The following is a 13,900-nucleotide window of genomic DNA, read 5'->3' on the forward strand; positions in this document are numbered from 1 at the left end:
GAGCACGCACCGAACGACGCGGGAACGCACCCGCACTTCCCCGGACCCGCTTAGGCGCTCCGGAACAGACACGAGGCTCCAGCCGCAATCCGACCTTTCGCCGACTCCCGTCAGCCGCCGGGCGTCAGCGGACCTCGATGAACGACCCCGCATCCCGCCCGGCCCGCGGCTTCGGCTCCTCCGCCGCGTGCCCCACGGCGACCGCCCCCATCGGATCCCACCCTTCGGGCAGCCCGAGAACGTCCCGTACGACATCCCGGCAGAACATCGTCGACGACACCCACGCCGACCCCAGCCGCTCCCCGGCGAGCGCGACGAGGAAGTTCTGCACGGCGGCACCCGCGGCGACCACGAACATCTCGCGCTCGGCCCCGTCACGACGCGCGTCGCCGTACGTGTGCGAGCCGTCCATGACGAGACAGGGCACGACGAGATACGGCGCCTTGCGCAGGACATCCCCCCGCCGTACGCGCTTGGCGATGGACTCCTCGCTCTTCCCGTCCCGCTCCAGGTCGGACATCCAGGCGTCCCGCATGGCGTCGAGAAGCCGCGTACGGGACTCCTCCGACTCCAGGAGCACGAATCGCCACGGCGTCGTGTGATGCGGCGCCGGCGCGGTCACGGCGGCGGCCACCGCACGGCGTACGGCCCCCGGATCGACGGGCTCGTCGGTGAACGCCCGTACGGTACGCCGCTGGGTGACGGCCTCCCGTACGGCCTCGGAGGTGCCCAGCCGGAACATGTCGTCGCGCGCACCGCGCACCATGGCCCGCGCCCCCTCGTCTTCATCCGTGCCTGTGGTGACCGTGTGGGGCAGCCCGCGCACGACGGCGACGGGCAGCCCGTCCGCCTTGCCCTTGACCAGGTCGCCCGCGGCGGCGAGTTCGTCGGCCGTGGCGACGACGGTGGCGCTGAGCGGATTCCCGTACGCGTCGGAGCCGCCCCGGAGATCGTCGAGCACCCGCACTCCGGCGGCCCCGATGGCGACATCGGTGAGCCCCGTACGCCACGGCCGCCCGAACGTGTCCGTGACGAGCACCCCGACGTCGACGCCCAGCGTGTCCCGCACCCCGTCCCGTATCGCCCGCGCGGACGCGTCGGGGTCCCCGGGCAGCAACAGCACAGTCCCCGCAGGTGTGTTGGAGGCGTCGACCCCGGCCGCGGCCATCACGAGCCCCTGCCGGTTCTCGACGATCCGCAAGGCCCCCCGCCGCGCCACCACCCGCACGGTCTCGGCATCGATGGCGGCTTCCCGGTCAACGGCCTCGACGACCCGCCCCTCGGCCTTGGACACGATCTTCGAGGTGACGAGCAGTACGTCCCCGTCGAGCAGCCCGGGCTCGGCATCGGTGATCAACTTCGCGAGATCGTCCCCTTCGCGAATCTCGGGCAGCCCGGGAAGCGCCCAAACGCGATAACCCGGCCTCGAAGCACCCCCGCCGCTCAAGCGCCCCCCACCTCCTCCGCCAACGTCAGCGCCTCGCGGGCCATCCGGGTCGCCGCGGCCAGGTCGGTCATCAGGAGGGGGACGGCACGGCAGCGGATGCCGGCGGACTCCACGCGGTCCACAGCGGAGGCGTCGACCGTGTCGACGAGCCAGCCGTCGAGGAGCCCCGAGCCGTAGTGCTCGGCGACCGCGGCGGCCGTGGACTCCACGCCGATGGCCGCGAGGACCTTGTCGGCCATGCCACGCACGGGCGCGTCCCCGACGATGGGAGAGAGGCCGACCACGGGCACCCCGGCCTCGGCGATCGCCTCCCGGATGCCGGGTACGGCGAGGATCGTGCCCACGGACACGACGGGATTGGACGGCGGGAAGATCACCACGTCGGCCGAGGCGATCGCCTCCAGCACCCCGGGCGCCGGCTTCGCCTGATCGGCGCCGACGGGCACCACCGCGTGCGCGTCGACGGAGGCCCGCAGCCGCACCCAGTACTCCTGGAAGTGAATGGCCTTGCGCTCGCCGTCCATCTCGACAGCCACATGCGTCTCGACACGGTCGTCGGTCATGGGAATCAGCCGAACCCCCGGCTTCCACCGGTCGCACAGCGCCTCTGTCACGGCGCTGAGCGGATATCCGGCGCCCAGCATCTGCGTACGGACGATGTGCGTCGCGAAGTCCCGGTCGCCGAGCCCGAACCACTCGGGCCCCACCCCGTACGCCGCGAGCTCCTCCTTGAGGTGGAAGGTCTCGTCGGCTCGCCCCCAGCCCTGCTCTTCGTTGATGCCGTCGCCGAGCGTGTACATCACCGTGTCGAGGTCCGGGCAGACCTTCAGCCCGAAGAGATGGATGTCGTCCCCGGTGTTGCCGATGACGGTGACCTCCGCGTCCGGCACCGCCTGCCTGAGACCACGCAGAAACCGGGCACCGCCGATGCCGCCTGCCAGAACCACAATGCGCATGAGCCTCAGTCTTGCAGGCGGGTACGACAAAGCGTCAGGCGGTTACGACATCGCCGGGCTCCTGCGGACGCGACGCGGCGCAGCGCATCACATGCATCGGCATCTCGGTCAGCCCCGGGTAGTAGACGTGCAGGCTTATGGCCGGCTCGAGCGAGTCGTTGACCACTTCGTGGACGTACCCCGGCGCGAACACCTGCTGGGTGCCGACCCCCAACGCGCGGGTGCCGCGCTCCGTGCGCTCCGTCAGTGCGCCTTGCACCACGGTGAACACGCCGGAGGAGCGGCCGTGGTCGTGCAGCCCGCTGCCCTGACCGGGCACCCAGGAGAGCAGCCACACCTCGTAACCGGGGCCGGTGCGCAGCCGGTGGTACCACCGGGACGTCGCGTCGTACTGGACGAGGTGCTCCCACTGGGAGCGATCGGCGGCGATGGAGCGGGCCAGCCCGACGAACTCGGCCACGGTGGACGGATGCTCGCGCGGTGCCTGGAGGAGGTGCGGGACCTCAAGGATGTCGCCGGCGATCTGAAGGTCGCTGTCGCTGTTCATGGAGTGCGGTGGTTCCTCGGCTGAAGAGGCGCAAGGCCTGTGCTGGAGATCTGGAGGCGCCCTGATCACGGGCGGAAGGGACCAGCAGCCAGGTACTTGTGGACCTGGCGGCAGCAGGAGCGCTGAGAAAGGCTCAACAGCTGCGACAACAACAGCTACAGCGAGCACGGGCAGCACCGAGGGACCCGGCGGTGCGGGTCGAGGTGAGCGCCAAGTTCGCAAGCATGCCCACAAGGACACCGGTTCACACCTTCACTGTCAACTCGGTGTCCGCTATGCAGGAGATCTTTCACCTCATCCGGTTCCTCTGGGAGACGAAAGGTTTGTTCTGTGGTCCGCTGGGACACATGGCGCAACAACCGGGCGCACAAACCTCGTTGCGATCCTGTGATCGGAATGTGATCCGGCTCGCTTCGAGCGTCGGGCGGAACGAGATCGAACTTCTGGGCGTCCCTCCCTGTGCAAGTCCTGTGCGGGGCGGCAGTCCCGGCCGGGCCTCTTCTTGCTGTCAGGGTTTATGCCGATTTGAACACTTTCCGCATGGCCTTGGTTCCGCAGAGTGAATAAGGGACCCAATAGCAGATCTCGGCTTGACTCGCCCGGATCAGCACACTTGTAATTTCACTCGTGTCGTTCAGCCGGGATCGGTAACGGCAGCATCACGGGGACGCGAGACGGACGAGGGGCGCACATGACCGAGCTGTTTCAGGAACTGCTGGTCGACGAGGCCGAAGAGGAGCTCGGTTGGCAGGAGCGGGCGCTCTGCGCGCAGACCGACCCCGAGTCATTTTTTCCCGAGAAGGGCGGCTCCACCCGCGAGGCCAAGAAAGTCTGCCTCTCCTGCGAGGTCCGCTCCGAGTGCCTCGAGTACGCCCTCGCCAATGACGAGCGCTTCGGCATCTGGGGCGGTCTGTCCGAGCGTGAACGGCGCCGCCTGAAGAAGGCCGCCGTCTGAAGCGGACGGCACAGGCTCTCCGTACGCCTTCTCTCTACGTAACGAACGGCCCGGTGCAAGTGGGTTATCCACAGGCGGCGGGCCGCGATCTTGTCCAGCCGTTAGTGTGGGCCTCCGTCCGAGACGCCCCGGTGCCCCCGTGGGGCCCAGGCGTCCACCGCAGTCCATCGAACCGGGGCCCGTACCTCGATGTCCGCGCACAGCCAAACGGCAGGTCAGTACGACACTGCCGCTGCAGCGTTCGACCCAGCCCGCCCGGCAGCATTCGACCCGTCCCACCCGGCGGTGTTCGACCCGTCCCACCCGCCCGAGTTTCCGCGGCACGTGGTCACCGCCGTGCTCGTCTCGCACGACGGTGGCCGCTGGCTGCCCGACGCCCTCGCCGGGCTACTCGGTCAGGAACGCCCGGTGCAGAACGCCGTGGCGGCCGACACCGGCAGCGCGGACGACTCCGCCCGGCTGGTCACCGAAGCGCTCGGCGCCGACCGAGTGCTGCACCTTGCCCGGCGCACCGGCTTCGGCCAGGCCGTCGACGAGGCCGCCCGCACCGCCGGCGCGCTCACTCCGGACGACCTGCCGTACCTGAAGCGGCCCAGCGGCTGGGACCCGGTGACCCGCACCTGGCGCGACGACACGTACGACATGCCGGAACTGCCGTACGGCGAGCCCGTCCAGTGGCTGTGGCTCCTGCACGACGACTGCGCCCCCGAGCCCGACACCCTGGCCCAGCTCCTCCGGGTCGTCGAGAACGAGCAGGAGCTCGGCAAGGACGTCGCGATCGTCGGACCCAAGCTCCGCGGCTGGTACGACCGCCGGCAGCTCCTGGAGGTCGGTGTCACCATCGCCAACAGCGGTCGCCGCTGGACCGGCCTGGACCGGCGCGAACAGGACCAGGGACAGCACGACCACGTACGGCCCGTGCTGTCCGTGTCAACGGCCGGCATGCTGATCCGCCGCGACGTCTTCGAGCAGCTCGGCGGCTTCGACCGGCGGCTGCCCCTGATGCGTGACGACGTCGACCTGTGCTGGCGCGCCCAGGCCGCAGGCCACCGCGTTCTCGTCGCCCCCGAAGCTGTCGTACGCCATGCCGAGGCGGCCTCCCGCGAGCGGCGCACCGTCGACTGTGTGGGCCGTACGTCCGCCTCCCCGCACAAGGTCGACAAGGCGGGCGCCGTCTACACGCTGCTCGTCAACTCCCGCACCGCCGTGCTGCCCTGGGTCCTGCTGCGGCTCGTGCTCGGCACGCTGCTGCGCATGGTCGCGTATCTCGTCGGCAAGGTCCCCGGACAGGCCGTCGACGAGATCCGGGGTCTGCTGGGAACGCTGCTGCGGCCCGAGCGGATCATCGCCGGGCGGCGCAGGCGCGGCCGTCCGCAGGTCGACAAGGGGGAGCTGCGCGAGCTGTTCCCGCCGCCGGGTGCGACCGTGCGGGCCACCATCGAGCAGGTCGCGGGCAATTTCGTGGGCAGCTCCGATCCCGAGCTGACCGCGGCCGGCCGGCACGGCGGCGCCGTCGAGTCCGGGCCGGGTGGTGACGACGCCGACTTCCTGGAGGTCGAACAGTTCGCCCGGCTCAAGCGCGTCGCCCGCAAGCCCGGCCCTGTGCTCTTCGTAGTGCTCCTCTTCGCCTCGCTCATCGCCTGCCGGGAACTGATCGGCAGCGGTGCGCTCGCGGGCGGCGCCCTGTTGCCCGCACCCTCCGACGCGTCCGCGCTCTGGTCGCGCTACCTGGACGGCTGGCACCCCGTGGGCGCCGGCGGCACCCAGTCCGCGCCGCCCTATCTGGCGCTCGTCGCGCTGCTCGCCAGCGTGCTGTTCGGCTCCACCGGGCTCGCGGTCACCGTCCTCCTCGTCGGCTCCGTGCCGCTGGCCGGCTTCACCGCGTACTTCGCCTCCCGGCCGCTCGTCATGTCGCGACTGCTGCGGGCCTGGGCGTCCATCGCGTACGCCTTCCTGCCCGCCGCCACCGGAGCGCTCGCGGGCGGCCGCATCGGCACCGCCGTGCTCGCCGTCCTGCTGCCCCTCATCGCGCGCGCGGGCATCGCGGCGAGCGGCCTCGCCTCGACGACGGCGCGCGGCAGCTGGCGTGCCACCTGGGCGTACGCGCTGCTGCTGACCCTCGCCACCGCCTTCACGCCGATCGTGTGGCCCATCGCCCTGGTCCTTGGCCTCGCGCTGCTGGCCGTGCGGCGGGGCGAGATCGTCGCCTACGGGCTCCGTTTCCTGGCACAGCTCGGCACTCCGCTGCTGGTCCTGGCGCCCTGGTCGCTGTCCCTGCTGCCCTTCGGCTTCTTCCGGGAGGCCGGCCTCGAGTTCGGCGAGGGATCGGCGTCCGCGCTCGACCTGCTCGGCGGCAGCCCGGGCGGCCCCGGCACCGTCAGCGGGCTGATGCTCATCGGCATCGTGTGCGCCGCGCTGGCCGCCCTGCTGCGATCACAGCGTCAGTTGGGAATCTGGACGGCCTGGACCGCCGCCCTTGTAGGGCTCGTTTTCGCCGTCTTGTCCAACAGTTCGACCTGGGCCGGGCCCGCCGCGCTCGTCTACGGTCTCGCCCTTCTCGCCGCCGCCGCGCTCGGCGCCGACGGGGCACGCTCGCGGGTGGCCGAGCAGAGCTTCGGCTGGCGTCAGCCGGTCGCCGCGCTCATCGCGTTCGCCGCCGCCGCCGGCCCGCTGCTCGTCGCCGCCGGGTGGATGATCGGCGGCGCCGACGGGCCCCTGGAGCGGCGTGATCCCGTCCAGGTGCCCGCGTTCGTCGCCGAGGAGAGCGGTACCCGCGACCAGGCGCGCACCCTCGTCCTCGACAGCGACTCGACCGCCCGGGTCGGCTACACGCTCGTACGCGGCTCCGGCGCCCGGCTCGGCGACGCCGAACTGGCCACCGCGGACGGCGAGAACAAGAAGCTCGACTCCGTCGTCGCCAACCTCGTGGCCGGTTCCGGAGCCGACCAGGCCGACCAGCTCGGCGGATTCGCCGTGCGCTACGTACTCGTGCACCAGGGAGCGCCCCGCGAGGTCAGCCGCGTCCTGGACGCCACGCCCGGACTGAGCCGGCTGAGCCAGCAGGACGGCAGCGCCCTGTGGCGCGTGGACCGGCAGGTATCCCGCGCGGCCGTCGTCCCCGACTCCGGCGAGCCGCAGCCCATCGCCGCCGGACCCGTCGAGGTGCACACCACGATCCCCTCCGGCGCTGCCGGTCGCGTGCTGCGCCTCGCCGACACCGCCGACGAGGGCTGGACCGCCACCTTCGACGGCAAGCCGCTCACCAGGACCACGCTGGACGGCTGGGCGCAGGGCTTCGAACTGCCCGCCGGTGACGGCCGACTGGACGTCACCTTCGAGCCGCCGGCGCTCCACACCGGCTGGCTGTGGGCCCAGGGTGCGCTCGCCGTCGTCCTCGTGGTGCTCGCCCTGCCCGGCCGTCGTCGCGATGTGGACGACGACCTCCCGGAGGAGCCGGTCGTTCCCGCCCAGCCGGTCTCCGGCGAGGGCCGCAGGGCCCGTCGGCTGCGCGCCCAGGCCGAGTCCGAGGCCGAACAGGCAGCCCCGGACGAGCAGTTCACGCCGGACGCCCCGCCTCCTCCTCCGGTGGAGCCCCCGGTCCCCGCCGCCGTCCCGCAGCAGCAGCCTTACGGAGAGTGGGAGACGACGGCGTACCAGGGCACCGAGTACGGCACGTACGGCGATCAGTACCAGGGCGCTCAGCAATACCAGGCGGACACCTATGAGCAGCAGCCGTACCCGGCGGACCCGTACCAGGCAGGCCAGTACGACCCGTACGCGTACGGGTCGGGAACCCCGGCCTACGACCCGACGCAGCCGTACGCCGAAGGCTACGAAGCGCCGTACGACCCTGCGCAGCAGCAGCCACAGCAGCCGCCGCCGCACGGCACCGACCGTGAGCGTCCCGACGGGAGCCAGCAGTGAACCGCGCCACCGTGTCCCTGATCGCCGGCGTGGCCGCACTCGCCGCGGTCGCCGGATTCGCCTCCGTCGCCGAGCCGGAGGCCTCCGGCCGGGACACGGCGAAGGCGGCCACGCAGATGCCTGTGGAGCGCACCAGCCTGCTCTGCCCCGGCCCCAGCGCCTCGGACGTCGCCGAAACCGCGTACACGTCGTACACGCCCGTCACGGAGGGCGCCGACACGAGCGGCAGGGCCGAACTCGCCCCGGCGGGCGAGGAGTCGGCAGACGGCTCCGAAAAGGGTGACAAGGAGGAGGCCAAGAAGGCCGTCCTGACACCGAAGGAGCCGGGCAAGCCGGTCACCGGAGAGGTCTCCGGTGCCGACGCGCCCGCGCTCATCGGCACCGCCGAGGGCGGCTCCGCCCCCGGCTGGACCGTCCAGCAGACCACCGAGGTCCCGGCGGGCACCGGCCGCGGCCTGCTCGGCGCCAACTGCACCGCTCCGGACACGGAGTTCTGGTTCCCGGGAGCCAGTACGGCCGAGGAGCGCACCGACTACGTGCACCTCACCAACCCCGACGACTCCGCCGCCGTCGTCGACATCGAGCTGTACGGCAAGAACGGCACCCTCAAGTCGGCGTCGGGGGAGGGCATCAAGGTCCAGCCGCACTCCACGGAGCCGGTGCTGCTGTCCACGCTGATCGACGAGCCGCAGAGCGACCTCACGGTGCACGTGAGGGTCCGCAGCGGCCGGGTCGCCGCCGCCGTCCAGGCCCTCGACGACAAGCTCGGCGGCGACTGGCTGGCCGCCTCCGCCGACCCGGCCGACAGCCTCGTCCTGCCGGGCATCCCCAAGGACGCCACGTCCGTACGCCTGGTCGCCTTCGCGCCCGGCGACATAGACGCCGACCTGAAGGTGCGGCTGGCCTCGGCATCCGGGCTGATCACGCCCGCCGGGAACGAGACGCTGCATGTGAAGGCCGGAATGACGGCCGCCGCCGACCTCGGCGACCTCACGCGCGGCGAGGCGGGTTCCCTGGTGCTGACCCCGACCGAGAAGGCCGTGCCGGTCGTGGCCGGGCTGCGGGTCGTGCGGGGCAAGGGCGACAAGCAGGAGACGGCGTTCATCCCGGCCACCCGCCCGGTGGGCACGCGCGCGACGGTCGCCGACAACCGCTCCAAGGGCTCCACGCTCTCCGTGGTCGCCCCCGGCGACACCGCCGAGGTCAAGGTCACGGCCTCCGCCGGCAGCGATGACGGCACGGCCGCGAGCAAGACGTACAAGGTCAAGGGCGGTACCACCCAGGACATCGAGGCGCCCGTTCCCAGCGGCCTCAAGGGCTCGTACGCGCTGACCGTCGAGCCCGTCTCCGGAGGCCCCGTCTACGCCGCGCGGACGCTGGAGATCTCCGAGGGCGGCATACCGATGTTCACGGTCCAGACCCTGCCGGACGACCGGGGGATGGTGGCGGTGCCGGACGCGGAGCAGGATCTCTCGGTGTTGCAGAAGTAGGTGTCGCAGAAACAGGGGCCCACGCGCGCGTGCCGGGTTTTTTCGTCCTCTACACGCGCGTGGCCTCGTACGCAGTGCTCCCTTGGATGTCAGTCCTCGCCGTACCGGGGATCCACCGTCTCCGGAGTCAGCCCCAGCAGCTCGGCGACCTGCTCCACCACGACCTCGTGGACCAGAGCCGCCCGCTCGTCGCGTCCCTTGGTGCGGATCTCGACCGGGCGGCGGTAGACGACGACGCGGCCGGGCCGGCCGTCGTGCGCCGCGATCGTGCCGCCCAGGGGGACCACCTCGTCGCCCCAGCCCTCGCCCCGCCCCGGTTCGAGGCGCGGCACCTCCAGCACCACGAACTCGATGTCGGCGAGCTGCGGCCAGCGCCGCTCCAGCCGCTCCACGGAGTCCTGCACCAGATCCGCGAACACCTCGGCCCGGCTCGCGGCGAGCGGCACCTGGGGCGGCGCGACGGGTCCGCGCATCCCCCGGCCGTGGCGGTCACGGCGGCGGGGCCTGGGGTCGGCGGCGCGGGGCGGTACGGGGGGTACGGGGTTGTCCATCACTGACGAAGCGTAGTCCTCGTACAGTCGGGGCGTCCGGCCTCCACGCGGCTGCCCGACCCCTGCCGCGCGGCCGCCCGGTCTCCCCGGACAGGTCCCGGCACATGCGCGCGGCAGCCACGGGACATGTCGCTTGATGACCATTCCAGCCAAGCTTGGGCTCGTTTCCGTATCTCTATGAACCGTCGAACTCGCGGCAGTTGGCAGGGTTTGCACCAAGTGGCGATCGGATCCGAGCTGTCCGGTATTTCGGCAAGAGGCGTACGCGCAGGTCAACCAGGCTCGTGCGGATTTTCGTGTGGCTGGTGTCACAGGACGACACGGTGGGGTGACCTGGGGAAGATCCGTCGCGGCCCGCTCAAGAGTGCGGTACCGTCCAACGTCGTGAGCCCTGTACGTCGCTGTTCGCGCACCGCTTGCGGCCGCCCCGCCGTCGCGACGCTGACGTACGTCTACGCCGACTCGACCGCGGTCCTCGGCCCGCTCGCCACCTACGCCGAACCCCACTGCTACGACCTGTGCGCCGAGCACTCCGAGCGCCTCACCGCCCCGCGTGGCTGGGAGGTCGTCCGGCTCGCCCATGGCTCCGCTCCCTCCCGCCCCAGCGGCGACGATCTGGAGGCGCTCGCCAACGCGGTGCGTGAGGCGGCCCGACCCCAGGAGCGCGCGGCGCAGGCCGGCGGAGCGCGCGGGGCGGACCCGATGGAGGTCGCACGCCGCGGCCACCTGCGGGTACTGCGCTCGCCGGACTCCTGACCTCCCTTTCAACTGCCCGTCCCTGACGGGAACTTCACTCTGTGCGCTTACGGTGCACATTTCACTCCCTGCTGTACGGGCATTGACGTGAGCTTGTCGCGGACACGACCATTCCCTCACCCGTGAGAAATCACTTTCCGCATTGCGGAATCCGGGGAGGTTCTGTGTACATCCAGGAACTGGAGCCCGTGGCCGACTCGCTCGGCCTGTCCGCGTTAGTCGCGGCTCTGCCCCTCGTCATCGTTCTGATCCTGCTCGGCGGCGTCCGCATGAAGGCACACCTGGCTGGACTCATCGGCCTCGCGGCGGCGGCCCTGGTCGCCTGGCTCGCGTACGGCATGCCCCTCGGCCAGACGCTCTCCAGCGCCGCACAGGGCGCCGTCTTCGGCCTCTTCCCCATCCTGTGGATCGTCGTCAACGCCCTGTGGGTGTACCGGATGACCGTCCGCACCCGGCACTTCGACATCCTGCGCCGCTCCTTCGGGCGGCTCTCCGACGACCCGCGCATCCAGGCGCTCGTCGTCGCGTTCTGCTTCGGCGCGCTCCTGGAGGCCCTCGCGGGCTTCGGGGCACCCGTCGCGATCTGCTCGGTCATGCTCGTCGCCCTCGGCTTCGAACCCGTCCGCGCGGCCGTGGTCGCGCTGGTCGCCAACACCGCGCCCGTTGCCTTCGGTGCGATGGGCACACCGGTCGTGACGCTCGCCCAGGTCACCGGACTGCCCCTGGACTCGGTGGCCTCCGTGGTGGGCCGTCAGACGCCGTTGCTGGCCCTCGTGGTGCCGCTCGTGCTCGTCTTCCTGGTGGACGGGCGGCGCGGACTGCGTGAGACCTGGGTGCCCGCCATGGCGTGCGGAGTGGCCTTCGCCGTGGCCCAGTTCGCCGCCTCCAACTACCTCTCCGCCCAACTCGCCGACATCGGCGCCGCCCTGGCAGGAGCGGGCGCCCTGGTGGCGGTGCCCCAGGCACGCAGGCCCGCCGCCGAGCCCGTACGAGCGGCTGTCCTGACCGGCGTACGCAGTGAGGACCTGGACGAGGAGGACCCGCGGCCCGAGGTGGTGCGGGCCTACGCGCCGTACGCCCTGATCGTCGCGATCTTCTCCGTGGCCCAGATCCCGGCGGTGAAGGACTTCCTGGCGAAGGCGACCCGCACCTTCGACTGGCCCTTCCTCAACGTCGCGAACCCGGACGGGGAGCCCGTCAGCGGCAATGTCTTCTCGTGGCCGATCGTCTCGACCGGCGGCACGCTCGTGCTGCTCGCCGGGGTGGGCACGGCGGTCGTTCTCGGGGTGCACGCGCGCGTGGCCGTCAAGGAATGGGCGGCCACCGTCCACGAGTTGAGGTTCGCGATCCTCACGGTGACATCCGTCCTGGCGCTCGCGTACGTCATGAACCTCTCCGGGCAGGCCGCCACGATCGGCTACTTCGTGGCGGCGGCGGGCGCGGGGCTCGCCTTCCTGTCGCCGGTTCTGGGGTGGTTCGGTGTGGCGGTCTCCGGGTCGGACACCTCGGCCAACGCACTCTTCGGGGCACTGCAGGTCACCGCGGCACGGGAGTCCGGGCTCTCGCCGGAGCTCCTCGCGGCCGCCAACAGCTCGGGCGGTGTCCTGGGGAAGATGATCTCGCCGCAGAACCTGACCATCGCGTGCGCGGCGGTCGGGCTCGCGGGCCGCGAAGGGGACCTGCTGCGCAAGGTGCTGCCATGGAGCATCGGACTGCTGCTGGTCATGTGCCTGATCGTGGTCGGACAGAGTTCCGTCGTTCTGGAGTGGATGCTTCCGTAAGTCCTGGCGCAAATCCCGGTGCGATCTCTCGGAGACCGACCGGTCCAGTGTCGGTCCGGGCGGGTAGTTTGGGGCGCCGATGAGGAATCCAGGAGGGCCGGCCGTGGCTGCTGATCTGTCGCAGATCGTGAAGGCGTATGACGTACGCGGGGTGGTCCCGGATCAGTGGGACGAGCCGCTGGCCGAGCTGTTCGGCGCGGCCTTCGCGCAGGTGACGGGCACGAGCGCGATCGTGGTCGGGCACGATATGCGGCCCTCGTCGCCCGGCCTGTCGCGGGCCTTCGCGCGCGGGGCGGCGGCGCGCGGCGTCGACGTGACCGAGATCGGACTGTGCTCGACGGACCAGCTGTACTACGCGTCGGGGGTGCTGGACCTGCCGGGCGCGATGTTCACGGCCTCGCACAACCCCGCGCAGTACAACGGCATCAAGATGTGCCGGGCGGGCGCCGCCCCGGTCGGCCAGGACACGGGCCTCGCCGACATCCGCGAACTCGTCGAGACCTGGGCGGACTCCAGCGCCCCGGAGCCGGCGGCCACGGCGGGAACGATCACGCAGCGCGACACGTTGGAGGACTACGCGGCGCACCTCCGCGGCCTCGTCGACCTGACCTCCATCCGCCCCCTGAAGGTCGTGGTCGACGCGGGCAACGGCATGGGCGGCCACACCGTGCCCACCGTCTTCGCCGGCCTGCCCCTCACCCTCGTCCCGATGTACTTCGAGATGGACGGCACGTTCCCGAACCACGAAGCCAACCCGCTGGACCCGGCGAACATCGTCGACCTCCAGAAGCGCGTACGCGAAGAGGACGCCGACCTCGGCATCGCCTTCGACGGTGACGCCGACCGCTGCTTCGTGGTCGACGAGAACGGCGGCCCCATCTCGCCGTCCGCGATCACCGCCCTGGTCGCCTCCCGCGAGCTGGCCAAGCACGGCGGCAAGGGCATCATCATCCACAACCTGATCACGTCGTGGTCGGTGCCGGAGGTCGTCCGGGAGAACGGCGGCACGCCGGTACGCACACGCGTGGGCCACTCCTTCATCAAGGCCGAGATGGCCATGTCCGGCGCCATCTTCGGTGGCGAGCACTCCGCGCACTACTACTTCGCCGACTTCTGGAACGCCGACACGGGCATGCTCGCCGCCCTCCACGTCCTCGCGACCCTCGGCGGCCAGGAGGGCCCGCTGTCGGGCCTGGTCGCCCAGTACGACCGCTACGCCGCCTCCGGCGAGATCAACTCCACGGTCGACGACCAGACCGCCCGCCTCGCCGCGATCAAGGCCGCGTACGAGGCCCGCGAGGGCGTCACCCTCGACGAACTCGACGGCCTGACGATCACCTCCGCCGACTGGTGGTTCAACGTCCGCGCCTCCAACACGGAACCCCTCCTCCGCCTGAACGCAGAGGCCCGCGACGAGGCGACGATGACGAAGATCCGAGACGAGGCACTGGCGATCATCAGAGGCTGAGTGCACACCCGGTCCGAAGCCCGAC

Annotated in this window: 10 protein-coding genes; 6 read left to right on the forward strand and 4 right to left on the reverse strand. The window is 71.3% G+C overall.

All coding sequences use genetic code 11. The features are described from left to right. Positions 1-124: 124 nt before the first annotated feature. From IEZ21_RS32320 to IEZ21_RS32330, 3 genes are read right to left on the reverse strand one after another with little or no spacing between them, the layout of a single operon-like run. Complete coding sequence (locus IEZ21_RS32320; protein WP_189325373.1) at positions 125-1,447, reverse strand: coenzyme F420-0:L-glutamate ligase; 1,323 nt, start codon at positions 1,445-1,447, stop codon at positions 125-127. After that, positions 1,444-2,403, reverse strand: coding sequence for a 2-phospho-L-lactate transferase (gene cofD / locus IEZ21_RS32325; RefSeq protein ID WP_033326671.1), 960 nt, complete (start codon positions 2,401-2,403; stop codon positions 1,444-1,446). The genes IEZ21_RS32320 and cofD overlap by 4 nt, the downstream gene beginning before the upstream one ends. 34 nt (positions 2,404-2,437) lie before the next feature. Beyond that, the gene (locus IEZ21_RS32330) at positions 2,438-2,950 is read right to left on the reverse strand and encodes a cysteine dioxygenase (RefSeq protein ID WP_189325374.1); all 513 of its coding nucleotides are present in this window, start codon (positions 2,948-2,950) and stop codon (positions 2,438-2,440) included. A gap of 691 nt (positions 2,951-3,641) precedes the next feature. Here IEZ21_RS32330 and IEZ21_RS32335 point away from each other — a divergent pair. The 3 genes from IEZ21_RS32335 to IEZ21_RS32345 all read left to right on the forward strand — a co-directional run bounded on the left by IEZ21_RS32335 (position 3,642) and on the right by IEZ21_RS32345 (position 9,319). Continuing rightward, positions 3,642-3,905: a WhiB family transcriptional regulator gene (locus IEZ21_RS32335; protein WP_033326675.1), complete on the forward strand. Its 264-nt coding sequence runs from the start codon at positions 3,642-3,644 to the stop codon at positions 3,903-3,905. A 189-nt stretch (positions 3,906-4,094) separates the two neighbouring features. After that, positions 4,095-7,829, forward strand: coding sequence for a glycosyltransferase family 2 protein (locus IEZ21_RS32340; RefSeq protein WP_189325375.1), 3,735 nt, complete (start codon positions 4,095-4,097; stop codon positions 7,827-7,829). Beyond that, positions 7,826-9,319 carry a DUF5719 family protein gene (locus IEZ21_RS32345; RefSeq protein WP_189325376.1) on the forward strand — a complete coding sequence of 498 codons (1,494 nt, stop codon included), beginning with the start codon at positions 7,826-7,828 and terminating at the stop codon, positions 9,317-9,319. Before IEZ21_RS32340 ends, IEZ21_RS32345 begins: the two co-directional genes overlap by 4 nt. Before the next feature lie 89 nt (positions 9,320-9,408). Here the strand turns inward: IEZ21_RS32345 and IEZ21_RS32350 are convergent, their stop codons facing one another. Beyond that, on the reverse strand, positions 9,409-9,870 hold the full coding sequence (locus IEZ21_RS32350; RefSeq protein ID WP_033326681.1) for a metallopeptidase family protein: 462 nt from the start codon (positions 9,868-9,870) through the stop codon (positions 9,409-9,411). A gap of 384 nt (positions 9,871-10,254) precedes the next feature. Here IEZ21_RS32350 and IEZ21_RS32355 point away from each other — a divergent pair, with 384 nt between their 5' ends. The 3 genes from IEZ21_RS32355 to IEZ21_RS32365 all read left to right on the forward strand — a co-directional run bounded on the left by IEZ21_RS32355 (position 10,255) and on the right by IEZ21_RS32365 (position 13,875). Further along, the gene (locus IEZ21_RS32355; protein ID WP_033326683.1) at positions 10,255-10,626 is read left to right on the forward strand and encodes a DUF3499 domain-containing protein; all 372 of its coding nucleotides are present in this window, start codon (positions 10,255-10,257) and stop codon (positions 10,624-10,626) included. Between the two features lie 164 nt (positions 10,627-10,790). Beyond that, complete coding sequence (locus IEZ21_RS32360; protein ID WP_189325377.1) at positions 10,791-12,407, forward strand: L-lactate permease; 1,617 nt, start codon at positions 10,791-10,793, stop codon at positions 12,405-12,407. 103 nt (positions 12,408-12,510) lie between these two features. Then, positions 12,511-13,875: a phosphomannomutase/phosphoglucomutase gene (locus IEZ21_RS32365; protein WP_189325378.1), complete on the forward strand. Its 1,365-nt coding sequence runs from the start codon at positions 12,511-12,513 to the stop codon at positions 13,873-13,875. Positions 13,876-13,900 lie beyond the last annotated feature (25 nt).

The organism is Streptomyces flaveus, from assembly GCF_014647675.1.
GTDB classification, from domain to species: domain Bacteria; phylum Actinomycetota; class Actinomycetes; order Streptomycetales; family Streptomycetaceae; genus Streptomyces; species Streptomyces flaveus.